Source organism: Pseudomonas reinekei (assembly GCF_001945365.1).
GTDB lineage: Bacteria > Pseudomonadota > Gammaproteobacteria > Pseudomonadales > Pseudomonadaceae > Aquipseudomonas > Aquipseudomonas reinekei.
The window spans coordinates 124757-150071 of record NZ_MSTQ01000010.1; the positions used below are offsets into that span (position 1 = coordinate 124757).

Consider the following 25315-nt stretch of genomic DNA (forward strand, 5'->3'; position numbering starts at 1 on the left):
ACCAACCCTCTTATTGTTCTGTCAGGGGACGCACGCGCACGCCCTGTTCGAGCTGCGCCAGGTGCGCCGTATCGCTGATACCGAAACCGATCTGGGTGACCGCCATTGCGGCAATCGCCGTGGCCGTGCGCAAGGTTTGCTCAGGCGTGTCGGCGCTGAGCAAACCGTGGAGCATGCCCGCCAGCAGCGAGTCACCCGCACCCACCGTACTGGCGACACTGACTTTGGGCGGCGTGGCATGCAGCGCCGAGCCGACGCTGAACCAGTTCACACCCTCGGCACCGTGGGAAATCACCACATGCTCGATGCCCTGGGCGTGCAAGCGATTCGCTGCTTCGGCTTGAGCCAGAACCGAAATCACCTCGCAGCCCAGCACTTGCGCGAGCTCTTCAGTGTTCGGCTTGATCAGCCACGGACCGGCCTTGAGCGCAGCCGCCAACGCGTCGCCGCTGGTGTCGAGAGCGACCTTCAAACCAAGGTTTTTCAATCGCAGAATCAGCGCCTGCAACCACTGCGGGCTGACGCCTTGCGGCAGACTGCCGGCCACGACGACGGCGTCGTGGCCCGGCGCGATCTGATCGAGGCGTTCGAGCAGCGCCTGCTGCGCCGCCGCGCTGACCATCGGTCCCGGACCATTGAGGTCGGTGATGCGACCGTCGCTTTCCGCCAGTTTGATATTGCTACGGGTTTCGCCGGGAACACGGATGAACGCATCGACAAAACCACGCTTGGCGAACAGGGTTTCGAACGCTTGCAGATTGTCTTCACCGAGAAAACCACTGACCGTCAGCTGATGGCCCAGGTCCGCCAGCACCTGCGCCACGTTCACGCCTTTCCCGGCCGCGTGGGTGTGCATGGTGTCGCTGCGGTTGACCTGACCGGGCTCCAGGCGCGACAACTCGACAGTGAGGTCGAGCGCCGGGTTAAGGGTCAGGGTAAGAATCCGGGCCATTACAGGGCCTCCACTAAGGCGCGCACTTCATTGGCGCTGCCCACGGCGAGCGCCTCTCGGGCAAGCATTTGAGTCTGGGTGAGGCTGAGTTCGCGAATCCGCGCCTTGACCTCGGCGATGCTGCGACCACCGACACTGAGTTCGTCCACACCGAGGCCAACCAGCACCGGCACGGCCAGGGGATCCGCCGCCAATTCGCCGCACACGCCGACCCATTTACCGTGGGCATGGGCCGCGCGCACGGTGATGTCGATCAGTTGCAGCACCGCCGGATGCAGGCCATCGGCCTGAGCGGACAGTGTCGGATGACCACGGTCGATGGCCAGGGTGTATTGCGTCAGGTCGTTGGTGCCGACGCTGAAGAAATCGACTTCCTTGGCCAGTACCGGCGCCAGCAATGCCGCCGACGGCACTTCGATCATGATCCCCAGCTGCAGGTCCGCGACCGGGATTTCCAGGCGCAAGCGTTCAGTCATGTCTCGTGCCTGACGCCATTCATCGACGCTGCCGACCATGGGGAACATGATGCGCAACGGACGGTTGTCGGCGGCGCGCAGCAAGGCGCGCAATTGCGCTTCCATGATCTGCGGACGTTGCAACGTCAGGCGAATGCCACGCACGCCGAGGAAAGGGTTTTCTTCCTTGGCAATCGGCCAATACGGCAGCGGTTTGTCGCCGCCGACATCGAGGGTGCGCACCACCAGCGGCCGCCCGGCGAGGCCGTCGAGGACGCGCCGGTATTCGGCTTCCTGGGTCGCCTCGTCGGGCGCTTGCGGGTGGGCCATGAAAATCAGTTCGGTGCGCAGCAGGCCAATGCCTTCGGCGCCCTGCTCGACCGCGCCGGTCACGCCGGCGCTCTCACCTATGTTGGCAAACACTTCGACCGCATGACCGTCGGTGGTCAACGCCGGTTGATGGCGTTGTTCGGCGGCGGCCTTCAAACGCTGTTCGCGGGTATCGCGTTCTTCGGTGGCGCGTTGCAGGGTCGCGGCATCGGCATCCACGTGCAGGCGACCGCGCTGTCCGTCGATCAACAACGGCGTACCCGGCGCCAGCAACAGCACCGCGGGCCCGGCACCGACCAGTGCCGGAATCCCCAACGCTCGCGCAACAATCGCGCTGTGGGCCGTGGCGCCGCCACGGGCGGTGAGAATGCCGGCCACGCGGGTAGGATCGAGACGCGCCACATCGGACGGGCCGACTTCATCCATCACCAGAATGTACGGTTGATCCGGCTCGCTCGGGGTTTCGATGCCGCACAGTTGCGCCAGCACACGCCGGCCAATATCGCGCAAATCGGCAGCGCGTTCGGCGAGCAAGGCATCCTGCAAGGCTTCCTGCTGTTTGGCCGCAGCTTCGATGACTGACATCCACGCCGCTTCGGCGCTTTCACCCTGCTTGAGACGGCTATCGACTTCATCGGTCAGTTCCGGATCGTCGAGCATTTCCTGATGGGTGATGAAAATCTCGCGAATGGCCTTGGCCTTGCTGCGTTCGATCAAGCCCTGAATGTCATGACGCACCGACGCCAGCGCTTGCTTGAGACGCTCGCGCTCAATCGCGGCCGACTCACCGCGCAGCGAGTACTCGATGCTTTGCAGGACTTGAATATGCGCCGGGCCGATGGCGATTCCCGGCGCGGCGGCGATGGCCTGCACCAGGCTGCCGGAGGCCGGTGCCAGCAGCACTTGGGCCACCTCGATGATCTCTTCCCGGGGCTGTGTCACCGGTGGCAACGGTTCGACCTCTTCACCCAGGCCTTCTTCGATCGCGGCCAGCAGCGCTGGCAAGGCATCGGCGGCAATACTTGGTTCGGCGATGATTTCCAGCACTTGGCCGCGACGAGCGCCGAGGCTGAGCAACTTGCTCAAACTCTTCACCGACACCGCGCTGTCCTGACTATCGACGATGCGGACGCGAATCTCGCCGTCAAAGCTTTTGGCCAATTGCGCAAGCATCTTCGCCGGGCGCGCATGCAATCCATGGGCGTTGGCCAGCGCGATGCGCGTACTTGGCCAATCCGCCGGCACTTCACCGCCGAGCACTTCCAGCACCGCCCGGCAACTGGTGGCACGACCCAATTCATGGCCGCGACCTTCAATCAGCAAAGCGCACAGACGCTCGAGCAACACCTGATGGGCCTCGCCCAGACTCGCCAGGCAAAACAACCCGTGCAGGGGTTGGCCGAGATAGCGCAGCGGTCTGTCGGGGGTGACGAAGGCCAGTCCTGGACGCTTCACCGTTTGTTCGCTGTGCAGCCACCACAAGCCGTCGCCCAGCGGCAGCGCTTCGACCTGTTGCAACACCGCCGAAAAACCGTTGCTCACGCAATCGGCCTGGCGCAGCAATCGAGCACCGCGCCAGACCAGCTCTTCGAAATCTTCAGCGGCAACGCCCAGGCCAATCATCTGCGCATCCAGCGCCAACTCCTGCGGCGCGCCTTGCAACAGTTTAAGCAAGGCCTCGGCAGAACTGGCGCGTCGCAGGGCCTGCCCCAGATCGGTCTCGCCAAGGGCGCGGGTCAGCAATTGCAACAGGCGCAGGTGTTCGTCGGATTTGGCGGCGATACCAATGGCCAGGTAAACGGTCTGCCCGTCGCCCCAATCGACGCCTTCGGGGAACTGCATCAGCCGCACACCGGTGGTAAATACCTGATCGCGGGTTTGTGGCGTACCGTGGGGAATGGCAATACCTTGACCGAGAAAGGTCGAGCCCTGGGCTTCACGGGCCTGCAGGCCGGCGAGATAACCGTCGGCCACCAGGCCGTCAGCGACCAGATGCCCGGCGAGTAACTGCAACGCTGCGGACTTATCCACAGCCGACTGGCCCATGGAAATCTGCTCTATGGTGAGCTCGAGCATGCTTTCTCCTTTTTGGCACCTTGGGTGCCAGGTATTGTTTTGAATGATTCAGCTTAGGCTTTTGTCTGAAAACAATCTTTGGCGGTTTCGCGGCAGAACCTTCCAAAGCGTATATAACCTAGAAAATACGCCTGCTGAAACGTTTAATCTAGAATGATTGGCACGTTACTCGATTATGTTCCATCGTTGAAGCCCAACTTGTCGGATGCGTTGTGACCATGGTCGACTGCCCGAATCGGTTAGGATTGGCGAAAATGTCGAGGCAAGCTCGAGAAAACAAGGAATTGCGGGTTGAAACTCAGTGATATAGCCCAGTTGGCCGGTGTGTCCGTTACCACCGCCAGCTACGTCATCAATGGCAAGGCCGAACAGCAACGCATCAGCAGCGCCACCGTCGAGCGCGTTCGCGCGGTGGTCGAACTGCACGGCTTCACACCCAATCCCCAGGCCGCCGGCCTGCGCAGCCGGCATACCCGGACGTTGGGCTTTATTTTGCCGGATCTGGAAAACCCCAGTTACGCGCGAATCGCCAAACTGCTGGAGCAAGGCGCGCGGGCTCGCGGCTATCAGCTGCTGATCGCCAGTTCCGACGATGCGCCGGACAGCGAACGGCAATTGCTGCAACTGTTCCGCGCCCGGCGCTGTGATGCGTTGATCGTTGCCAGTTGCCTGCCACCCGGCGACGACAGCTATCGGCAATTGCAGGCCAAGGGTCTGCCGATCATCGCCATCGACCGGGTCATGGAGCCCGAACATTTCTGCTCGGTGATCAGTGACGACCGCGAAGCCAGCCTGCACCTGACTCAAAGCCTGCTCGACCCGCTGCCCAAACAGATTGCCCTGATCGGCGCGCGTCCCGAGCTGAGCATCAGCCAGGAACGCGCCGCTGGTTTCAAGGAGGCACTGACCGACTACAACGGCGAAGTGTTGATCGAACACGGCGAGTCGTTCAGCCGTGAGTGCGGCAAACAGCTGATGGAAGAATTACTTCAGCGTGTAGGGCATCTTCCCGAAGCGCTGGTGACCACGTCCTACGTCCTGCTTCAAGGCGTGTTCGACGCGCTGCACGACTTCCCGCTGAAAAACCGTCCGCTGCGCCTCGGCACGTTCGGCGACACCCAATTGCTGGACTTCCTGCCGCTGCCGGTCAATGCCATGGCCCAGCAACATCAACTGATCGCCGACAAAGCCCTGGCGCTGGCCCTGGCGGCCATCGAGCAGTCCGATTACCAACCCGGCGTGCAAGCCATTCCACGGACGTTCAAACAACGTATCCGTCAGGACTGAGCCATGGACCTGATCGACACCCACACGCATCTGGATTTTCCCGACTTCGACGCGGATCGTCAGGCGCTGATGACCGAAAGCCGCGCCCTTGGAGTCCGGCAAATGGTGGTGCTGGGGGTTTATCAGGGTAATTGGCAACGGGTCTGGGAACTGGTGCAGAACGATCCCGACCTGCATGCGGCGTTCGGTTTACATCCGGTGTATCTGGACGATCATCGACCGCAAGACTTGCGCGAACTCGGTGACTGGCTAAGCCGTCTGGCCGGTCACCGACAGGTGTGTGCAGTGGGCGAAATCGGCCTCGACTACTTCATCGAAACCCTCGACCGAGAGCGTCAGCAAGCGTTGTTCGACGCACAACTGCAACTGGCGGTGGACTTCAATCTACCGGCGCTGATTCATGTGCGACGCAGCCACGCGGCGGTGATCGCCACGCTGAAACGCTTCAAGGTGAAACGTACCGGGATCATCCACGCCTTCGCCGGCAGCAAGGAAGAGGCGCGCGAATACATCAAGCTGGGTTTCAAACTGGGTCTCGGCGGCGCCGCGACCTGGCCCCAGGCGTTGCGCATGCACCGGGTACTCGCCGAGCTGCCGCTCGACTCGGTGGTGCTGGAAACCGACTCACCGGACATGGCGCCCGCCATGTTCCCCGGCCAACGCAACAGCCCGGCGCACTTGCCGGCGATCTGTGCCGCACTGGCCGAGATCATGGCCATCAGCCCCGAACAATTGGCCGCCGCCAGCACGGTCAATGCCCGTGAGTTATTCAACTGGTAATTCCAGACAGCCCGAAATAACAGGATTACCGGATGTCGGTTAAACGCGGAACGCGCTGATCAACTGTTTCAGCTCCACCACCTGCGCCGACAACGCGCGGCTGGCGTCCTCGGTCTGGTGCGCGCCTTCAGCGGTGCGCTCGCCGGCGCGGTTGATCTCGACGATGTTCTGATCGATGTCGTGCGCCACGGCGGTTTGTTGCTCCACGGCGGCGGCGATCTGCTGATTCTGGTCGACGATCATGCCGACTGCACCAAGGATGTTTTCCAGCGCAAGCTGGACCTTTTCCGACTGTCCCACGGTGCCACTTGCCATCTCATGGCTGACGCCCATCGCCTTGACTGCCGCACCGACACCGCCGTGCAATTTGGCAATCATCTGCTCGATCTCCTCGGTCGATTGCTGGGTGCGCTTGGCCAGGGTCCGGACCTCGTCCGCCACCACGGCAAACCCGCGCCCTTGCTCACCGGCCCGTGCCGCCTCGATCGCAGCGTTCAGCGCCAGCAGGTTGGTCTGCTCGGCGATGCTCTTGATCACTTCCAGCACGCGGCTGATGGACTGGCTGTCACTGGCCAGCTGATTGATCACCAACACCGACTGATCGATCTCACTGGCCAGTGCCGCGATGCTGCCTTGCTGGGACTGCACCAGCCCTCGCCCGCTGATGGTTTCATCGTTGACGCTGTGGGCGCTGCTGACCGCCGCGGCGGCACTGCGCGCCACTTCCAGGGACGTCGCCGACATCTGGTTCATCGCCGTGGCCACCTGCTCGATCTGCGTGCGTTGTCCGGCCACAGCCTGGTTACTTTGCGCCGAAACGCTCTCCACTTGCCCGGCCTGGCGCTCGACCTCACTGACGGTCTGCCCGACGCGCTCGATCAGGTCATGGATTCTCTTCACCGTGCCGTTGAACACCTCGCCCAACTCGCCCAATTCGTCGCGGCTATTGGCACTGAAAGTTACCGTCATGTCGCCGGCCGCCACTTTGTCCATGACCCCACCCAGACGTTTGAGGGTGGTACGGGTGGACGCGTAGAAACCGCCGTAAAGATAGAAGATCAGGATAAACACCACTGCCAACGCCACGGCCTGCAGGATCATGTGGGTGCGATTCTGGTCCAGGCGCTGCTGCAACTGGGTGCCGAGAAACTTCAGGGTGTCTTCGTTGAGTTGGTAGGTCTTGTCCATCAGGACGGTGACCTGATCATAGAAAGCCTGCCATGGCGCATCGAGCGTGTCGGCCATCACCACCTGTTCTTCGAACAGCTCACTGGCCTTTTTCAATGACGCTCTGCTGCTGTCAGCCTGAGCAGCCAGGGTTTGCGTCGCCGCTTTGCTGGAATTCGTCGCGTCCTGCAATTTCAGACCGTACTCGGCCTGGAGTTTTTCGATCTGCCCCAACAGCTCATCGAATCGGTTGCTCGACGCCGAGTTGAGAAAACCTTGCCCCAGCGAGGACGCGCCCATCGCCCGGCCTTCACCCAGAACCTGAGTGATGCGCGGCGTGACGCTGGTCACCAACTCACTGAGCTGGCGCATGTCACTTTGGTTGTCGAGGCTCAGGCCAGCCTGACTGGCAATGAGCTGACTGAAAAGCTGGGCATTGCCCACCAGCTTGCCTGTCAGCGCACTTTTGCTTTGCAGGGATTTTTCCGTTTGCTGTGCCTTGAACGCGGCGATCATTTCATCGCGCTTGCCATCGAACACCGCGATTTGCTCCGGTTCGCTGCTCATCGCCGTCAGCCCTTGCAGACGCGTCAGTACGCTTTGTTCCAGGCTGCTGATCTGCGACTCGATATTCGCGGCCTTACCGGACTGGCCGAGGGCAACGTTGATCTGCACCAAATTGTTCAGGGTTTCCAGATCGCGTCGCAGCGTCAGGCTGCTGCCCAACAGGTCGAGGCTTTGCAGTTCAATCCGGGTGCCCTGGAATTCGCGATAGGAATCACGCACCAGATAGAAGTTGGTCACCAGCATTGGCACCAGGAACAGAACGCTGATCAGGCTGAACTTCATGCCGAAGCTCAGGCGATTCATTAGCGCGACGGCGGGATAGAGCAAGCTCTTCACTGGAAGTCTCCCTTGGATTTCTTATTGTTATTGGCAGGCGCAGCGAGAAAGCAGATAGCCACTATTCGGCGCTATCTCTGTATAGCTTAAATCGGCAGGGGGTTTTGTAACTTAAGGTTAACGGGAGTCAAACGAGGGCCTGTGGCAGCAGACGCAGCCTGCCACAGGCATCAGAGGATTCAGGGCAGGACAGTCCACAAGGCGAAACCGGCATACCAAAGCACCGCCGCCCGCAGCAGTAACTCCCAGAGCCGGTCCAGATTATTGATGCCGTCAGGTCCGGCCACCGGCGCAGGAATTTCAGCGGCCACCCGCCCGGCCTTCTCGATCAACTGAGCGGCACTGATGTTCCAGTTCAGCAGCTCATGCAACATCACGCGGCTGACAGCGACAAAGTTGCCGACCAAGGCAAAACTTGCGGCCAGCAAGCGCACCGGCACCCAATCAAAGGCGTGACGCAATTGTCCCGCACGCTCGACCACGGCCGGGTTTTTCCCGTGCTCTTCAGCCAACGCCAGCAGGCGGTAGCTCAAGGCCGCGACCGGTCCCAACAGGAAGTACCAGAAAATCACCGCGAAAAAGCTCTGGTAAGCCTCCCACAGCAAATGCCCTTCGACCCGTTCCAGCAACTGCTCGCCGCTGTCGGCGCAAATGTCCAGGTCGCGCTTGGCGACATGGGCGGCCGCTTGCAGGTCTTCCCGGCGCCAGGCATCGCGAAATGGCCCTAGACCGCCCAGCAGATCACCGCGCCCCAGGCTGTAAATCACCACTAACAGGTGCACCGGCAAGGCGAGCAGACCGTAAGCCACCGGTTCAATCACCAGCAGCAGCAAACCCAGTAGCGCAACAGGAAACAGCACCAGGATCGCCAAAACCAGCCACGGACGCTTTACCAGACGCGGGCTGATCTCAAGCTTGTGCAGCTCGCGAACCCAGCCCGCGTCGCGTTGAACCCGATGGCGCAGGGCCGAAAACTTCTCGATCCAGACCGCCAACAGCAACACCAGAAAACTCATTGTCCATCCTCATTTGCCAAGGCCGCACGATAGCGTGCCCAGTCGAACGCCGGTCCCGGATCCGTCTTGCGTCCGGGGGCGATGTCGCTATGTCCACAGATCCGTTGTGCAGTGATCGCCGGAAACGCCGCCTGCAGCTGCCGGGTCAGGCCGGTCAACGCGCGATATTGATCATCGGTGAACGGCAGATCATCCGTGCCCTCCAGTTCGATGCCCACGGAAAAATCGTTACAGGTTTCCCGTCCCTCGAAGTTCGAAACGCCAGCGTGCCAGGCGCGCTCAAGGCAAGAGACAAACTGGGTGATGGCACCGTCACGCTCAATCAGAAAATGCGCGGACACCCGCAGGTCGGCAATCCCCTCAAAGTAGGGGTGCTCCGTGACATCCAGACGATTCTGGAAAAACGCCTGCACCTTGCCCGTGGCGAATTGTGCCGGCGGCAAGCTGATGTTGTGGATCACCAGCAGGGAGATTTCGCCCTCGGGGCGCGCATTGAAGTTGGGCGAGGGGCACAAACGCACGTCCTGACACCAACCGCTCGCGTGGTCCAACAGCATACCGATTCCTTCAACGACAAGTGTGTTGACCCCCAGTATGCCGCGATAGCCCCCCGGGACGCGATCACTTGCCGCGTTCGAGGCGTCGCAAGTTGCCGATCACCGACTCCAGCGCCCGATCAAACAGCAAGGTGTCATCGAGTGTACGCACCGCGCCGCGACGAAACTCCAGGGCCAGGTCGGTGCGGCTGCGCTCCAGCACCTTCATGCCGGTGCGGTTGACGAAAATGTAGTGGCCCGTCGCGTCGAGGATCGCCGCCAGCTTGCAGCGCAGCGTAGTGTCCTGATCCTCCTGGAACTCGACCCAGCAACCCAGGCGCAACAGATCCACCTGCCGCATCCCGATATCCTCCGCCGGCAACGGCACCGGGGAGGCTTGAGCCGGGCCTTCGTCGGCTGACTGCAAAACGATTGTTTCGAGCACTTCGACCAACTCTGGCGCGTCCTTTGCCGAGTGCGATTCAGGCTCGAACAGCTGAACATGCAAGCCTTCCAGTTCGCTGAAAAACTCACTGGTGGCGAATGGATCAAACGCCGAACCACTCAAGCCCTCCCGCAACGCCTTGAGCAAGCCCGGAACCAGTGTCAGCAAGCGCGAACGCGCGTCAGCTTCGGCATGGCGCTGAACGCTCCAGATCAACTGCGTCATGGTCTGCACAGCCGCGTGCCACTGCGTCGACTGGTCACCGTGCTTGAGGCAGGTCAGCAGCAACACCTTGCTCCAGGCATCCTGAACAAACGTCAGCACGCCGCGAGGCAGGTTTTTACCCAACAGCGCCTGGTTCAAAGCCTGTTCGACATGCTGACGGGCCAACCGGGTTTTGGCGCGCCCCTCTTCCGCATCGCGGGTGCGCTGCTCCAGCAAATCACTGCGGCGCTGTTCATCACGGGTGAATGCGAGGAAGTCAGCCAGCAGATCGGAAAAAATCGCCGGGTCATCGTCAAAGTCGTTCAGCAGACGCGTCACCACCTGCTCGATGCGCAAGTACAGGCTATCGCGCTGAACCTCGTCGCCGCCGCTCCACCCCAGCGCGGCACTGGCTATTTCATTGAGCAGGCGTCTGGCGGGGTGAGTGCTGCGACTGAAAAAACTCTTGTCGAGTACCGCTACCTTGACCACCGGGATTTGCAGCTGGCCCACCAATGCCTTGAGGCGGTCGGGCAGGTTGCGGTCGGCGAGAATGCTCTCGAACAGCATGGCGACCAGGTTGATCACATCCTCGTCCGCCACCGCCACCACGCGCGACTTGCCACTTTTTACACTGACACGTGTCAGCAACTGCTCTAGCTGATTGCGCAGATCGAAATCGTCCTGTTCTGCGGGTTTGGGCACGTGTTGCTGCAAGTACGAAAGCAGTCGCAACAAGTCCCGGCTGGAAATCGGTTGCGCCGGCGCACGGGCCTCAAGGATCGGCGCGAGACTGCCGCGTACGTGGAACAACAGTTCCTGCAACGCCAGGAACACGGGTGGCAGGCTTTCGTCAGGAGCTGGAGGTTGCGTTTCGGCAGCCACAGGGGTGGCGGCACGCGCCACAAGCGGCCGCGCCGGCGCCGGCTGGAGATTGGGCAACACGCCCATGGCCATCAGCAACCGATTGGCTTCGCCGTAGAGCCGATCAGCATCACTGAGCACATAGCGTTCGAACAATTTGAGGATGATCAACTTGACCTTGATCCCCACCCCGAGATTGCGCCCGGCCTGCAGGAAAAACTCGCACAACAGCGTCGGCCCCAGGGGGTTATGCTGCTCAATCAGTGCCTTGCCCAGCAGCATGCTGAGGCGAGCGGTGAGTTGGTCGAGCGCCATGCCGTCACGGTTCAACACTTTGTTGACCATGGCCTCCACTGCAACGGTGCGTTCCAACGCATCATCGGGCCGCGCCCCCCCTGCAGGCGCCAACGTGGCGCTCGCGTGCGTAACGTCATACCGGGAAAGGCGGGCAAATGCCTCGAAGATCTGTTCAAAAAAAAGCCGTTCGATGCTTTTACGCTTCAGGCGCAAGTCGCGCATCGCCTGGAAGTAAGTGTTCTGTTCGGCGCTATCACTCGCTCGGTCGGTCATTTCGAACAGGATGTCGTCGGCATTATCGAAGAGCGCCTGCAAGCCATGTCGAAGCTGCAACACCGCCTTGTCGCGCACCTGAAGCAGAATCACAGGCAGGCGGGTGAGCGGCGATTGAATCGCCTGATCGGTAGTCGCCTTGTGCAAAGGCACTACATTCCCGTCGTTGTGCATCCAGCCCCCTGAAGCGGTCATTCTTCAAATCGTCAAAGTCATGACGTCAATTGCAAGGCGCGATTATCTTGCAAAAGACATACGTTGTGCCAGCGACCCGTAACCACGGCATCAAATTCAGACCTGCTCCAACGGCATTTGCTTGCAGGAATCGACCAAATGCACGTTTCAGAGCGCCGGCAATCCTTCGGATGCCTTGGGTTGCTTCGCGCCATGGCCCTATAATCGGGCCACTTTGTTTGTGGAGTCCGTTATGCCGAATCTACGTCTCGCCGATCTGACCGCCGAAATCGAAGCCAACGTACGCCGTGCGTTGCATGAAGACATCGGCAGCGGCGACATCACCGCGCAGCTGATCCCGGCCGAACGCCTGGCCAAAGCCACCATCATTACCCGCGCCGCGGCTGTCATTGCTGGCACCGCTTGGGTCGATGCGGTTTTCCGGCAACTGGACCCACGGGTTGCAGTGCACTGGCAAGTCGCCGATGGCGAACGGGTCAAACCCAATCAGACGCTGTTCCATCTCGAAGGCCCGGCACGTTCACTGCTGACGGGCGAACGTAGCGCGCTGAACTTCCTGCAGATGCTCTCCGGCGTGGCCACGCGCGCGCAATACCTGGCGGACTTCGTATCCGAAACCCAGGTCAAACTGCTCGATACCCGCAAAACCCTGCCGGGGCTGCGCCTGGCGCAAAAGTACGCCGTAACCTGCGGTGGTTGCCACAACCACCGCATCGGTCTGTACGATGCCTTCCTGATCAAGGAAAACCATATCGCTGCCTGCGGCGGCATCCCGCAAGCCATCGCTGCCGCGCACAAGATCGCCCCGGGCAAACCGGTAGAGATCGAAGTGGAAAGCCTGGATGAGCTGAAAGAAGCCCTGGCGGCCGGCGCCGATATCATCATGCTCGACGAGTTGAGCCTGGATGACATGCGCGAAGCCGTGCGCCTGAACGGTGGCAAGGCAAAACTGGAAGCCAGCGGCGGGATCAACGAAAAAACGTTGCTGCCGATCGCCGAAACCGGCGTGGATTACATTTCCATTGGTGCGATGACCAAGGACGTGAAGGCGGTGGATCTGTCGATGCGTTTGAGCCTCTGATCGCACACCGTAGAATGAAAAACGCCAGCCTTGGGAAGGCTGGCGTTTTTGTCAGACCACCAGATTGTTCATCTCGCAGTACTCTTCCCACTCGACACCCAACACCTCAGCCGCTTCCTTGTGTAGCACAAGGCGCGCAGCGTCGAATTCTTCCGGGGTTGAGGTGTACTTGAGCGTCAGTTCCCACGGTTGCAGTCCCTGGGACTCTGCCTCGTCTTCGAACGCCCATTGAATCTGGTCTGCCTGATCGTCGGCGGGCAGGTCTTTGATCTCATCAGCCAGCTGGGGCGAATCCAGCAAATACTTCTTGAGCGCTTCTGCGTGTCTGGCTTCTTGGGTCAATTCTTTAACGTTCATGGCGTTCTCTTTGATCTGGGGAATGGAAGATGGATCTGGATCATCAAGGATCTCTCTGACGCAAAAACCGTATGAAATGCGGTTGTCTGGCCTTCAGAACCATTCGGGATCATCTGAAAACAACGTATCGCTGGTGCCCGAGACAGGAATCGAACCTGCGACCTTCGCGTTACGAGTGCGCTGCTCTACCGGCTGAGCTACACGGGCGGTGGGCTAAACCTAGCACTGACCATAGAGTCAGGCAACTTCGAACACGGTTAAATAAGAAGATCGTCCGCGCTCGGCCCGCGCCCTTGGCGCGAGAGGGACGTGTTCCTTAGCAGGAGACCAAAAAAATGCCCCGCCGTTTTCACGGTGGGGCATTTTTATTGCGCTAAAGCCTGGGGGGGTTGATTAAACGCCCGAAGCCTTGGCGGCTGCTACGTCCTTGATGGACAGCTTGATACGGCCGCGGTTGTCCACGTCCAGTACCAGCACTTCCACTTCCTGACCTTCTTTCAGGATGTCGGTCACTTTCTCAACGCGAGCGTCGCTCAGCATGGAGATGTGAACCAGACCGTCCTTGCCAGGCAGGATGTTGACGAATGCGCCGAAGTCGACGATGCGCTCAACCTTACCAACGTAGATCTTGCCGATTTCAGCCTCAGCGGTGATACCCAGAACGCGCTGACGGGCAGCTTCTGCAGCTTCCTTGGTTTCGCCGAAGATCTTGATCGAGCCGTCGTCTTCGATATCGATCGAAGCCTTGGTCTCTTCGCAGATCGCACGAATGGTCGCGCCGCCTTTACCGATGACATCACGGATTTTGTCGGTGTCGATTTTCATCGCGATCATGGTCGGCGCGTTAGCCGACAGCTCGGTACGCGACTGGCCAATGATCTGGTTCATCTGGCCGAGGATGTTCAGGCGCGCTTCCAGGGCTTGGCCCAGAGCGATTTCCATGATTTCTTCGGTGATGCCCTTGATCTTGATGTCCATCTGCAGCGCGGTGACGCCTTTGGCGGTACCGGCTACCTTGAAGTCCATGTCGCCCAGGTGGTCTTCGTCACCCAGGATGTCGGTCAGAACAGCGAATTTCTCGCCTTCTTTAACCAGACCCATGGCGATACCGGCAACCGGCGCCTTCATCGGCACACCAGCGTCCATCAGGGCCAGGGAAGCGCCGCAAACGGAAGCCATCGAGCTCGAACCGTTGGATTCAGTGATTTCCGATACAACTCGGATGGTGTACGGGAACACGTCAGCGGCAGGCAGCATGGCCGAAACCGAACGACGGGCCAGACGGCCGTGACCGATTTCGCGACGACCGGCGCCACCCATGCGACCACACTCGCCTACCGAGAACGGAGGGAAGTTGTAGTGCAGCATGAACGGGTCTTTTTTCTCGCCTTCCAGGGTGTCCAGCAGTTGTGCGTCACGGGCGGTGCCCAGTGTTGCAACGACCAGGGCCTGGGTTTCACCACGGGTGAACAGGGCCGAACCGTGGGTCTTAGGCAGAACACCGACTTCGATATTCAGCGGACGCACGGTCTTCGTGTCGCGGCCGTCGATACGTGGCTTGCCGTTAACGATGTTTTCGCGAACGGTGCGGTATTCGATTTCGCCGAAAGCCGCTTTCACTTCGCTGGAAGAAGGCTGGCCTTCTTCACCGGACAGCTTGGCAACAACCTGATCTTTCAACTCGCCCAGGCGAGCGTAACGGTCGGCCTTGACGGTGATGGTGTAGGCCTGGGAGATCGCTTCGCCGAACTCGGCACGGATAGCGCCCAGCAGTTCGGTGGCTTCTGGCGCAGGCGCCCAGGTCCAGGTTGGCTTGGCAGCTTCGGCAGCCAGTTCTTTGACAGCGTTGATCACAACCTGGAACTCGTCGTGAGCAAACAGTACCGCGCCCAGCATCTGGTCTTCGGTCAGCTCTTTGGCTTCCGATTCAACCATCAGCACAGCGTCCGAAGTACCGGCAACGACCATGTCCAGGCTCGAGGCAGCCTGTTGCTCGTAGGTCGGGTTCAGCAGGTAGCCAGTGCTTTCGTGGAAGGCAACGCGGGCAGCGCCGATCGGGCCATCGAAAGGAATACCGGAGATGGCCAGGGCAGCCGAGGTACCGATCATCGCAGCGATGTCCGGATCGGTCTTCTTGCTGGTGGAAACGACGGTGCAGACAACCTGCACTTCGTTCATGAAGCCTTCAGGGAACAGTGGACGGATCGGACGGTCGATCAGTCGGGAAGTCAGGGTTTCTTTCTCGGAAGGACGGCCTTCACGCTTGAAGAAACCGCCAGGGATCTTACCGGCAGCGTAAGTTTTTTCCTGGTAGTGAACAGACAGAGGGAAGAAGCCCTTGCCTGGATCGGCTTGCTTGGCACCGACTACGGTCACCAATACGCTGACGTCGTCGTCAACGGTGACCAATACTGCGCCGGAGGCCTGACGGGCGATACGGCCAGTCTCGAGGGTAACGGTCGACTGACCGAACTGGAATTTTTTGATTACCGGGTTCACGGTGTCCTACCTTCTTTTGTGGCTCTTGGGGAAACAGGTTTCTTGCGAAATTCTTGGGCAATGTCGGGAATCGGCCCGGCGGCTGTCCAGGGTAAAAACGTATATCCAGATAAAACTTGAGGCTGGGAGCCTGCCATGCGCCGGCGGGAAACCCGCTGGTGCACGACAGACAACCAACCTCTAGCGCAATCGCTTATTAGCGACGCAGACCCAGGCGAGCGATCAGAGCGCTGTAACGGCTCACGTCCTTGCCTTTCAGGTAGTCCAGCAGCTTACGACGCTGGTTAACCATGCGGATCAGACCACGACGGGAGTGGTGATCTTTACCGTTGGCCTTGAAGTGACCTTGCAGTTTGTTGATGTTGGCGGTCAGCAGTGCAACTTGCACTTCTGGCGAACCAGTGTCACCAACAGCTTGCTGGTAGTCAGCAACGATTTGAGCTTTTTCTTGAACGTCGAGAGCCATGAGGCAATCCTTTTTATCAGGAAACTGTTTCAGAAAAACAGTTTCAACAGGCCAGGGACAAATCCCTGTATCTATAAATGAGCAGTGACCGTGCCTGTTGACAGCCACCCTCTCCAGCCTGCTGTTACACAGACTGGTTTCGGTCACTCTGACCGAATCAAACGACGTGGCGCAATGCGCCCGTCTTCGCTCACTTCACCGATACCGATGAAGCGACCATTGTGATCCTGTACCCGTACCATGCCGAACTTCGGTGCGTCCGGGGCGCGAACCGGCTGGCCATTGAGCCAGTAGAACGAGCTGTGCTCCGAGAACTGCAACAGTGGCCAATCGAGCAGGCCGCTGTCCGATGGCATCAGGAAGCGATCGACCGCTTCATTGCCGCCTTCGGCATGTACCGCTTCCAACTCTTCCAGGGTAACTGTCTGGGCGAGTGTGAAAGGCCCGGCCTGGGTACGTCGCAGCTCTGCAACGTAAGCGCCACAACCGAGTTTTTCACCAATATCCTCCACGAGGGTACGAATATAGGTGCCTTTGCTGCAATCCACCGCCAGTCGCGCAGTATCACCTTCGAAGGCCAGCAATTCCAAGCGCGCAATAGTAACAGAACGCGGTTCGCGCTCCACTACTTCGCCTGCACGAGCCAGCTTGTACAACGGCTGGCCATCACGCTTGAGGGCCGAGTACATCGGCGGTATCTGACTGATTTGCCCACGAAAATCCGGCAGGACAGCTTCGATATCGGTGCGACCAACGGTCACCGGGCGCTCCTGCAAAACTTCACCCTCGGCGTCCGCCGTGGTGGTGGTTTTGCCCAGTTGCGCCAGTGTCTCGTAACCCTTGTCGGAATCGAGCAGGTATTGCGAGAACTTGGTGGCTTCACCGAAGCACAGCGGCAGCACACCGGTGGCCAGCGGATCGAGGCTGCCGGTGTGACCGGCCTTCTCGGCGTTGAGCAACCAGCGGACCTTCTGCAAAGCCGCGTTGGAGGTGAATCCCAGAGGCTTGTCGAGCAGGATGATTCCGCTGACGTTACGACGGATACGTTTGACCTGAGCCACCGATTACTCCTTGGTGTCTTCGGCTTCTGCCGCAACCGGATGCTGATTGTCTTCAGCCACAGCGCGCTCGATCAATGCCGACAGGTGCGCACCGCGCACGACGCTTTCGTCGTAGTGGAAGTGCAACTGTGGAACGCTGCGCAGTTTCATTTCGCGAGCCAGCTGCATACGCAGGAAACCGGCGGCGGAATTCAGCACCTTGATGCTTTGAGCGATGTCTTCGGCGCTGTCCTGGCCCATCACGGTGATGAAAATCTTGGCATGACCGACGTCACGGCTGACTTCCACAGCGGTAATGGTGACCAGGCCGACGCGCGGGTCTTTGACTTCGCGACGGATCAGCTGTGCCAGCTCGCGCTGCATCTGATCGCCGATACGTTGGGTACGGCTATATTCTTTTGCCATGTCTTGTTACCTGTAACTGCCCCACGGTGAAACCCGTAAGGTCTGAAAGCGGCAAACGCCCGGCCTGACAGAAGCCAGACCGGGCGTTGCGTTTAGAGTCCGGGTGATGCGTCGCACGATTGAGTGCGACCGGCCATCACGGCTCCTGAAGTGCGCGAGTTAGAGGCTGCGAGCAACCTGAACCTTCTCGAAGACTTCGATCTTGTCACCGACTTTGACGTCGTTGTAGCTCTTCACGCCGATACCGCATTCCATGCCGGCACGTACTTCGGAAGCGTCATCCTTGAAGCGGCGCAGGGATTCCAGCTCGCCTTCGAAGATAACGATGTCTTCACGCAGTACACGGATTGGACGGTTACGGTGAACAACACCTTCAACCACCATGCAACCGGCGATCGCGCCAAACTTCGGCGAACGGAACACGTCACGCACTTCGGCGATACCCAGGATGTTCTCGCGAACATCGCTGCCGAGCATACCGGTCAGGGCTTTCTTGACGTCTTCGATGATGTCGTAGATCACGTTGTAGTAACGCATATCCAGACCTTCCTGCTCGACGATCTTGCGAGCGCCGGCATCGGCACGCACGTTGAAGCCGAACAGTACAGCGTTGGAAGCCAGTGCCAGGTTGGCGTCGGATTCGGTGATACCACCGACACCGCCACCGACCACACGTACTTGCACTTCGTCGTTACCCAGGCCGTTCAAGGCACCGTTCAACGCTTCAAGCGAACCACGGACGTCGGATTTGAGGACGATGTTGAGCGTCTTCTTCTCTTCCTGACCCATGTTTTCGAAGATGTTTTCCAGCTTGCCGGCGTGAGCACGAGCCAGCTTGACTTCGCGGAACTTGCCTTGACGGAACAGAGCCACTTCACGGGCTTTCTTCTCGTCAGCCACAACGCTCATCTCGTCGCCAGCGTCCGGGGTACCGTCCAGGCCGAGAATCTCGACAGGGATGGCTGGACCGGCTTCCTTGATTGGCTTGCCGTTCTCGTCGAGCATGGCACGAACGCGACCGTAGTTGGAACCGACCAGGACCATGTCGCCTTGACGCAGCGTACCGTCTTGAACCAGAACGGTAGCCACCGGGCCACGGCCCTTGTCCAGGCGCGATTCAACCACGACACCACGGCCAGGAGCCGACGGCGTTGCAGTCAATTCCAGAACTTCGGCTTGCAGCAATACGGCTTCGAGCAATTCGTCGACGCCAGTACCCATCTTCGCCGAGACCGGTACGAATGGAGTGTCACCGCCCCACTCTTCCGATGTCACGCCATGAACCGACAGTTCGCTACGGATGCGATCGAGATCGGCGCCCGGCTTGTCGATCTTGTTCACTGCAACAACCAGTGGAACACCGGCCGCTACTGCGTGCTGGACAGCTTCAATGGTCTGCGGCATTACGCCGTCGTCCGCTGCAACCACCAGGATCACGATGTCGGTCGCCTTGGCACCACGGGCACGCATTGCGGTAAACGCGGCGTGACCAGGGGTATCGAGGAACGTCACCATGCCACGGTCGGTTTCAACGTGGTACGCACCGATGTGCTGGGTAATGCCACCGGCTTCGCCAGCTGCAACCTTGGCACGACGGATGTAGTCGAGCAGGGAAGTCTTACCGTGGTCAACGTGGCCCATTACGGTCACGACTGGCGCACGGGAAACCGCCTCACCTTCAAACTTCAGGGACTCAGCCAGGGAATCTTCCAGGGCGGTGTCGCTGACCAGGGTCACTTTGTGGCCCAGCTCTTCAGCAACCAGTTGGGCAGTTTCCTGATCCAGTACCTGGTTGATGGTCGCTGGAGTACCCAGTTTGAACATGAACTTGATGATTTCAGCTGCCTTGACCGACATCTGCTGAGCGAGATCGCCAACAGTGATGGTCTCGCCGATCTTCACTTCACGCACGACAGGGCCGGTAGGGCTCTGGAAACCGTGAGCGTTGCGTTTCTTCAGCTTGGCCTTGCCGCGACCACCGCGACGGAAGCCATCGCTTTCTTCGTCGGTAGTACGTGGGGCAACGCGTGGCGCAGGCGCCTTTTCTTTAACCGAAGCACGATGCGGAGCGTTTTTGCGCTCGCCATCGCCACCACCACCGCGACGATTGCTATCGTCGGCACGTGGTTTGTCCGGACGGCGCGGTTCGTCACGCTTACGAGCGTCGGCAGCCGGCGCAGCAGCTACAACCGGCGCGCTTTCACGCACAGGCTCGGCGGCTGCAACAGGTGCGGCAACAGGTTCAGCTGGAGCGGTCGGCGCAGCAGGCTGGCGACGCGCTTCTTCTTCGGCGCGACGCTTGGCTTCTTCTTCAGCCTTCTGACGTGCAGCATTTTCCACTGCGCGACGTTCATCCAGTTCACGCTTGCGCTCGGCTTCGATTTCTTCCGGGCTGCGTTGTACGAAGACTTTCTTCTTGCGTACTTCAACGCTGATGCTTTTGCTGCCAGCAACACGCAGGGTGCTGGTGGTTTTACGCTGCAGCGTAATCTTGCGTGGTTCTTCCACTTTCGCCTTGTGGCTGCTTTTCAAGTGAGTCAGCAAAGATTGCTTCTCACTATCAGTCACACTTTCTTCGGCGGCGGTGTGCGGCAGACCTGCCTCACGCATCTGCTGCAACAGGCGCTCTACCGGTGTTTTGACCTCATCGGCCAGTTGTTTCACCGTGACTTGCGTCATGCACTTCTCTCCTCAGGCCGCGCCTAATTACTCGAACCAGTGGGCTCGGGCGGCCATGATCAACTTGCCGGCACGATCATCGTCAATGCCGTCGATGTCGAGCAGGTCGTCAATAGACTGCTCGGCCAGGTCTTCGCGGGTAATTACGCCGCGCACCGCCAGTTCCATCGCCAAATCCTTGTCCATACCCTCAAGCGAGAGCAGGTCTTCGGCCGGATGGGCGTCTGCCAGCTTTTCCTCAGTAGCGATGGCTTTGGTCAACAAACGATCCTTGGCACGAGCGCGAAGCTCGTTGACGATGTCTTCGTCAAAGCCGTCGATGTTGAGCATTTCTTCCAACGGTACGTAGGCAATCTCTTCCAGGCTGGTGAAGCCTTCATCTACCAGCACCTGAGCCAGTTCTTCGTCGACTTCCAGCTCGTCGATGAAGTTGCGCAGGATGTCGCCGGTTTCTGCTTGCTGCTTAGCCTGGATGTCCGATTCGGTCATCACGTTCAGGGTCCAGCCAGTCAACTGGCTAGCCAGACGCACGTTCTGACCACCGCGACCGATGGCCTGAGCCAGATTGTCTGCGCCAACGGCGATGTCCATTGCGTGGGCATCTTCGTCAACGATAATTGCCGCAACCTCAGCCGGGGACATGGCGTTGATTACGAACTGAGCCGGGTTGTCGTCCCACAGGACGATGTCCACACGCTCACCGCCCAACTCGCCCGACACTGCCTGGACGCGCGAACCGCGCATGCCGATGCAAGCGCCCTGCGGGTCGATGCGTTTGTCCTTGGAACGGACGGCGATCTTGGCGCGCGAACCCGGATCACGGGACGCAGCCATTACTTCGATCAGGCCTTCAGCAATTTCCGGCACTTCGATGCGGAACAACTCGATCAGCATTTCCGGCGCGGTGCGCGACAGGATCAACTGCGGGCCACGGTTCTCGGTGCGGATTTCCTTGAGCAGCGCACGCAGACGCACGCCAACCCGGAAGGTTTCGCGAGAAATGATGTCTTCACGAGCCAGCAACGCTTCAGCGTTGTTGCCCAGATCGACGATCACGTTATCGCGGGTCACTTTTTTCACGGTGCCAGAGATGATTTCGCCCAGGCGTTCGCGGTAAGCGTCAACAACCTGAGCGCGCTCGGCTTCGCGAACCTTCTGCACGATGACTTGCTTGGCAGTCTGTGCAGCGATACGACCAAATTCGATGGACTCGATTTTTTCTTCGACGACGTCGCCGACCTTGGCACCAGGATGCGTTTCTGCAACCTTGCTTGGCCAGGTTTCAATGGCCGGATCGTCCAGGTCTGCTTCTTCGACGACCGTCCAGCGACGGAAAGTCTCATAAGCTCCGGTGTGGCGATTGATTTCCACACGCAGATCAACTTCGTCCTCGAAACGCTTCTTGGTAGCAGTGGCCAGAGCCAGCTCCAGCGCTTCAAAAATTACGTTTGCCGGTACACCCTTTTCGTTGGATACCGACTCAACAACCAGCAGTACTTCTTTGCTCATCGTACGCCTCGCCTTTCGCAAGCCATTGGATCCGCGGGATCCGCGTCTCAGTCAAAACTGGGAATAATGTTGGCCTTGTCGATCATATCGATCGGCAACAGGAACTCATGGTCTTCTACCTGCACCACGACATCCTGTTCTTCTACACCGCGCAGAAGGCCCTGAAAGTTGCGTCGACCTTCGAAGGGCGAGCGCAGCTTGATCTTCACTTGTTCACCGGCAAATTTTGCAAACTGCTCAAGAGTGAACAGTGGGCGTTCCATGCCAGGCGAGGAAACTTCAAGGGTGTATTCAACGGAAATTGGATCTTCAACATCCAGCACACCGCTGATTTGACGGCTGACAATGGCGCAATCGTCCACCAGCACGCCACCCTCTTTATCGATATAAACGCGCAACATCGAGTGACGACCCTGGGCCGAAAACTCAATACCCCAGCATTCATAGCCTAGGGCCACGACCACCGGGGCCAGCAAGGCCTGCAACTCTTCTAGCTTGCTCGACACCTGAACCCCCTAGTGCATGTATGTGCATGCTATGCAAAATAAAAAAATGGGCGAAACGCCCATCCTTGAAACGCCGTCGAACAGCGGCGTTGAAAGTGTCCAGCTAACAAAAAGCCCCTTAAAAGGGGCTCCTTAAACTGGTTGCGGGGGCCGGATTTGAACCGACGACCTTCGGGTTATGAGCCCGACGAGCTACCAGACTGCTCCACCCCGCGACAAAGCTGGGGCGGAAGTATACGACCGATCCCCTACAGGGTCAATGTAACCTTCCACCTGCAAGAAAGCCCGCAACAGCGGGCTCTCCTGACTAATTGGTACCGAGAAGGGGACTCGAACCCCTACACCCTATGGGCACAACCACCTCAAGGTTGCGTGTCTACCAATTCCACCACCTCGGCAATACTACGTTTGAAACCTTCTTACTTCTGCTCTTGAGCTGGAGGCACGTCAGTCGCTGGAGTAGCCGACTTTTGCTCTTGAAGCACCGGGACATCATCAGAAGCCGGTTGTTGCTTTGGAACTTCCAGAACCGCTGGATTTGGGAGACCTACTTGAGTCAGCTGGTGAGCCTTCTCTTTAGCAAAGTAACCTAACCCCAAGCTGGTTATGAAAAAACCTGCGGCAAGTATAGCAGTAAACTTACTAAGAAAGGTAGAGGAACCTTGGCTTCCGAACACAGTATTTGAAGCACCTGCTCCGAAAGACGCACCAGCATCCGCACCTTTACCCTGCTGAAGCAATACGAGAGCAACTACGCCCAATGCACCCAGCAGATGAAAAACGACTACGACTGTTTCCAGCATTTTTTCAGTTTCCCGCGGCGCGACAAATCGCACCGAACTCATCTGCATTCAGGGAAGCCCCACCAATGAGACCCCCATCGATATCCGGCATGCCGAACAGTTCGACCGCATTGGCCGCCTTCACGCTGCCGCCGTATAGAAGCCGCACACCTTGTGCGACTTCAGAATTTTCTGCCGCCAACTGAGCACGAATGGCGGCGTGCACATCCTGCGCCTGTTGTGGCGAAGCAGTCAGCCCGGTGCCAATGGCCCAGACCGGCTCGTAAGCAATTACTGCATTTGCAAAGACACCAACACCCAGCTCGTCGATGATGCTGCTCAGCTGACGCGAGACGACTTCAACAGTCTTCCCCGCTTCGCGCTGCTCGAGGGTTTCCCCTACACACAATACCGGAATCAGGCCACTTGCCTGCGCCGCTGCAAACTTGCGAATCAGCGTTGTGCCCTGCTCGCCCATAATCTGGCGGCGCTCAGAGTGCCCGACAAGCACCAGGGAACAACCTGCATCCACTAACTGACTTGGCGAGACCTCACCGGTCAGTGCACCTTGTCCGGCTTCCACTGCAGAGTTCTGCGCGCCGATCGAAATCGACTTTCCTTTCAAGCCATCGACCACTTGGCTGATATGCAACAAAGGCGGGAATACCGCTACATCAACACCGCTCGGCAAGGCCAAGTCACGAAGGCCGTTGATCAGCTCAGCGACGCTGGCGCGGGTACCGTGCATCTTCCAGTTACCAGCTACCATAGGGCGACGCATGCTGTACCTCGTCGGTCAAAGTGGGCGCAGATGTTACCCAACACAATCAAGGCTGGCAAGCCGAATTCAGGCAGAAACTTCAGTTACCAGTTTTGCCAGCTCTTCGGCGTAACCACGAACCTGCGTTTCGTCTTCGCCTTCGACCATGACACGCACCAACGGCTCTGTTCCCGACTTGCGCAACAGGACACGGCCGCGCCCCGCCATTGCGTGGGTGACACGCTCGCTGGCTTCCTTTACCGATGGATGATCGAGCGGGCTCGCACCACCGGCAAACCGCACATTGATCAGCACCTGGGGGCACTTGCGCAGCGTCTGACGCGACTGAGCAAGACTTTCGGAGCGCGACTTGAGCGCCATCAGCACCTGCAGCGCGGCGATAATCGCATCACCCGTGGTGGTGTGATTAAAGCAAACGATATGCCCCGAGTTCTCGCCGCCGACCAGCCAATTGCGCTCCAGCAGATCAGCGATCACATAACGGTCACCGACGTTGGCACGAACAAATGGAATCGCCAGGTCCGCCAGGGCCAGCTCCAGCCCCAGGTTACTCATCAGAGTGCCGACCACCCCACCCTGCAGCCTGTCGCGCTCATGCAGGTCGCGGGCAATGATGTAAAGCAGCTCATCACCATCGACGATAGCGCCGGTGTGATCGACCATCAAAACGCGGTCACCGTCACCGTCGAAGGCAATACCCAGGTCGGCGTGCTCGGCCAGTACGGCAGCCTGCAACTGCCCCATGTGGGTCGAACCGCAATTGTCATTGATGTTCAAGCCATTGGGTTGCGCGGACAGGACGACGACATCAGCGCCCAGCTCACGAAACACGCTAGGTGCCACTTTGTAAGTCGCGCCATGAGCACAATCGATGACGATTTTAAGCCCGGCAAAACTGGTGCCCGTAGGCACACTGCTCTTGCAGAATTCAATGTAACGACCCGACGCATCGTTGATGCGCGTAACCTTGCCGATCTTGCTCGACTCAACCACTGTCATCGGCGTGTCCAGCAGCTCTTCGATCATCTGCTCGACTTCATCCGGCAATTTGGTGCCCTTGCCGGAGAAAAACTTGATGCCGTTGTCGTCGTGGGGATTGTGCGACGCACTGATCACGATACCGGCTTCAGCATGGAACGTGCGCGTCAGGTAGGCGATGGCAGGAGTTGGCATCGGTCCCAGGAGCATTACATCAGCACCCGCCGAAGTCAGGCCGGCCTCAAGCGCGGATTCAAACATGTACCCGGAAATTCGGGTGTCCTTGCCGACCAGCACCTTGCAGGCGCCCATCTTGCGAAACGCCATGCCAGCCGCCCAGCCGAGCTTGAGCATGAAGTCAGGAGTAATCGGATATTCGCCGACCCGACCACGAATGCCGTCAGTACCAAAGTATTTCCTAGTCATAAACG

The 25315-nt window shown here is 59.2% G+C and carries 20 protein-coding genes and 3 tRNA genes; 3 read left to right on the plus strand and 20 right to left on the minus strand.

The annotated features are described in order from the left end of the window. Positions 1-10: 10 nt before the first annotated feature. Positions 11-952 (minus strand): 1-phosphofructokinase, encoded by a 942-nt coding sequence (gene pfkB, locus BVK86_RS17825; protein ID WP_075947666.1) that lies wholly within the window; start codon positions 950-952, stop codon positions 11-13. Continuing rightward, positions 952-3813, minus strand: a complete 2862-nt coding sequence (gene ptsP / locus BVK86_RS17830; protein ID WP_075947667.1) for a phosphoenolpyruvate--protein phosphotransferase — start codon at positions 3811-3813, stop codon at positions 952-954. Before ptsP ends, pfkB begins: the two co-directional genes overlap by 1 nt. A gap of 291 nt (positions 3814-4104) precedes the next feature. Between ptsP and cra the strand changes: the two genes are divergently transcribed. Continuing rightward, on the plus strand, positions 4105-5100 hold the full coding sequence (cra, locus tag BVK86_RS17835; protein ID WP_075947668.1) for a catabolite repressor/activator: 996 nt from the start codon (positions 4105-4107) through the stop codon (positions 5098-5100). 3 nt (positions 5101-5103) lie between these two features. Continuing rightward, positions 5104-5880: a TatD family hydrolase gene (locus BVK86_RS17840; protein WP_075947669.1), complete on the plus strand. Its 777-nt coding sequence runs from the start codon at positions 5104-5106 to the stop codon at positions 5878-5880. 39 nt (positions 5881-5919) lie between these two features. Here BVK86_RS17840 and BVK86_RS17845 read toward each other — a convergent pair whose 3' ends face one another. The 4 genes from BVK86_RS17845 to BVK86_RS17860 all read right to left on the minus strand — a co-directional run bounded on the left by BVK86_RS17845 (position 5920) and on the right by BVK86_RS17860 (position 11759). After that, on the minus strand, positions 5920-7950 hold the full coding sequence (locus BVK86_RS17845; RefSeq protein WP_075947670.1) for a methyl-accepting chemotaxis protein: 2031 nt from the start codon (positions 7948-7950) through the stop codon (positions 5920-5922). 179 nt (positions 7951-8129) lie between these two features. After that, complete coding sequence (gene ampE, locus BVK86_RS17850; RefSeq protein WP_075947671.1) at positions 8130-8966, minus strand: regulatory signaling modulator protein AmpE; 837 nt, start codon at positions 8964-8966, stop codon at positions 8130-8132. Then, complete coding sequence (ampD, locus tag BVK86_RS17855; protein ID WP_075947672.1) at positions 8963-9523, minus strand: 1,6-anhydro-N-acetylmuramyl-L-alanine amidase AmpD; 561 nt, start codon at positions 9521-9523, stop codon at positions 8963-8965. The genes ampE and ampD overlap by 4 nt, the downstream gene beginning before the upstream one ends. A 64-nt stretch (positions 9524-9587) precedes the next feature. Then, positions 9588-11759, minus strand: coding sequence for a DUF1631 domain-containing protein (locus BVK86_RS17860; RefSeq protein ID WP_075947673.1), 2172 nt, complete (start codon positions 11757-11759; stop codon positions 9588-9590). A gap of 253 nt (positions 11760-12012) precedes the next feature. Here BVK86_RS17860 and nadC point away from each other — a divergent pair, with 253 nt between their 5' ends. After that, the gene (nadC, locus tag BVK86_RS17865; RefSeq protein ID WP_075947674.1) at positions 12013-12861 is read left to right on the plus strand and encodes a carboxylating nicotinate-nucleotide diphosphorylase; all 849 of its coding nucleotides are present in this window, start codon (positions 12013-12015) and stop codon (positions 12859-12861) included. A 51-nt stretch (positions 12862-12912) separates the two neighbouring features. Here nadC and BVK86_RS17870 read toward each other — a convergent pair whose 3' ends face one another. The 14 genes from BVK86_RS17870 to glmM form a co-directional block, all read right to left on the minus strand. Beyond that, positions 12913-13218 carry a DUF6388 family protein gene (locus BVK86_RS17870; RefSeq protein WP_075947675.1) on the minus strand — a complete coding sequence of 102 codons (306 nt, stop codon included), beginning with the start codon at positions 13216-13218 and terminating at the stop codon, positions 12913-12915. A gap of 131 nt (positions 13219-13349) precedes the next feature. Next, a tRNA-Thr gene (locus BVK86_RS17875) sits at positions 13350-13425 on the minus strand. A gap of 186 nt (positions 13426-13611) precedes the next feature. Then, complete coding sequence (gene pnp / locus BVK86_RS17880; protein WP_007915263.1) at positions 13612-15717, minus strand: polyribonucleotide nucleotidyltransferase; 2106 nt, start codon at positions 15715-15717, stop codon at positions 13612-13614. Between the two features lie 196 nt (positions 15718-15913). Beyond that, on the minus strand, positions 15914-16183 hold the full coding sequence (gene rpsO, locus BVK86_RS17885; protein ID WP_011332409.1) for a 30S ribosomal protein S15: 270 nt from the start codon (positions 16181-16183) through the stop codon (positions 15914-15916). A 143-nt stretch (positions 16184-16326) separates the two neighbouring features. Beyond that, positions 16327-17244 (minus strand): tRNA pseudouridine(55) synthase TruB, encoded by a 918-nt coding sequence (gene truB, locus BVK86_RS17890; RefSeq protein WP_075947676.1) that lies wholly within the window; start codon positions 17242-17244, stop codon positions 16327-16329. A 3-nt stretch (positions 17245-17247) separates the two neighbouring features. After that, on the minus strand, positions 17248-17649 hold the full coding sequence (rbfA, locus tag BVK86_RS17895) for a 30S ribosome-binding factor RbfA (protein WP_034148332.1): 402 nt from the start codon (positions 17647-17649) through the stop codon (positions 17248-17250). A 159-nt stretch (positions 17650-17808) separates the two neighbouring features. Next, positions 17809-20328, minus strand: coding sequence for a translation initiation factor IF-2 (gene infB, locus BVK86_RS17900; protein WP_075947677.1), 2520 nt, complete (start codon positions 20326-20328; stop codon positions 17809-17811). A 27-nt stretch (positions 20329-20355) separates the two neighbouring features. Next, positions 20356-21837, minus strand: a complete 1482-nt coding sequence (nusA, locus tag BVK86_RS17905; protein WP_047537517.1) for a transcription termination factor NusA — start codon at positions 21835-21837, stop codon at positions 20356-20358. Positions 21838-21884: 47 nt separating this feature from the next. Further along, positions 21885-22343 (minus strand): ribosome maturation factor RimP, encoded by a 459-nt coding sequence (rimP, locus tag BVK86_RS17910; protein WP_007973115.1) that lies wholly within the window; start codon positions 22341-22343, stop codon positions 21885-21887. Between the two features lie 138 nt (positions 22344-22481). After that, positions 22482-22558 (minus strand) — tRNA-Met (locus BVK86_RS17915). A gap of 97 nt (positions 22559-22655) precedes the next feature. Continuing rightward, positions 22656-22741, minus strand: a tRNA-Leu gene (locus BVK86_RS17920). Between the two features lie 21 nt (positions 22742-22762). Beyond that, positions 22763-23146, minus strand: coding sequence for a preprotein translocase subunit SecG (gene secG, locus BVK86_RS17925; RefSeq protein ID WP_017336473.1), 384 nt, complete (start codon positions 23144-23146; stop codon positions 22763-22765). 4 nt (positions 23147-23150) lie between these two features. Continuing rightward, positions 23151-23906, minus strand: coding sequence for a triose-phosphate isomerase (gene tpiA / locus BVK86_RS17930; protein ID WP_075947678.1), 756 nt, complete (start codon positions 23904-23906; stop codon positions 23151-23153). Between the two features lie 66 nt (positions 23907-23972). Next, complete coding sequence (glmM, locus tag BVK86_RS17935) at positions 23973-25310, minus strand: phosphoglucosamine mutase (RefSeq protein WP_075947679.1); 1338 nt, start codon at positions 25308-25310, stop codon at positions 23973-23975. Positions 25311-25315: the final 5 nt, after the last annotated feature.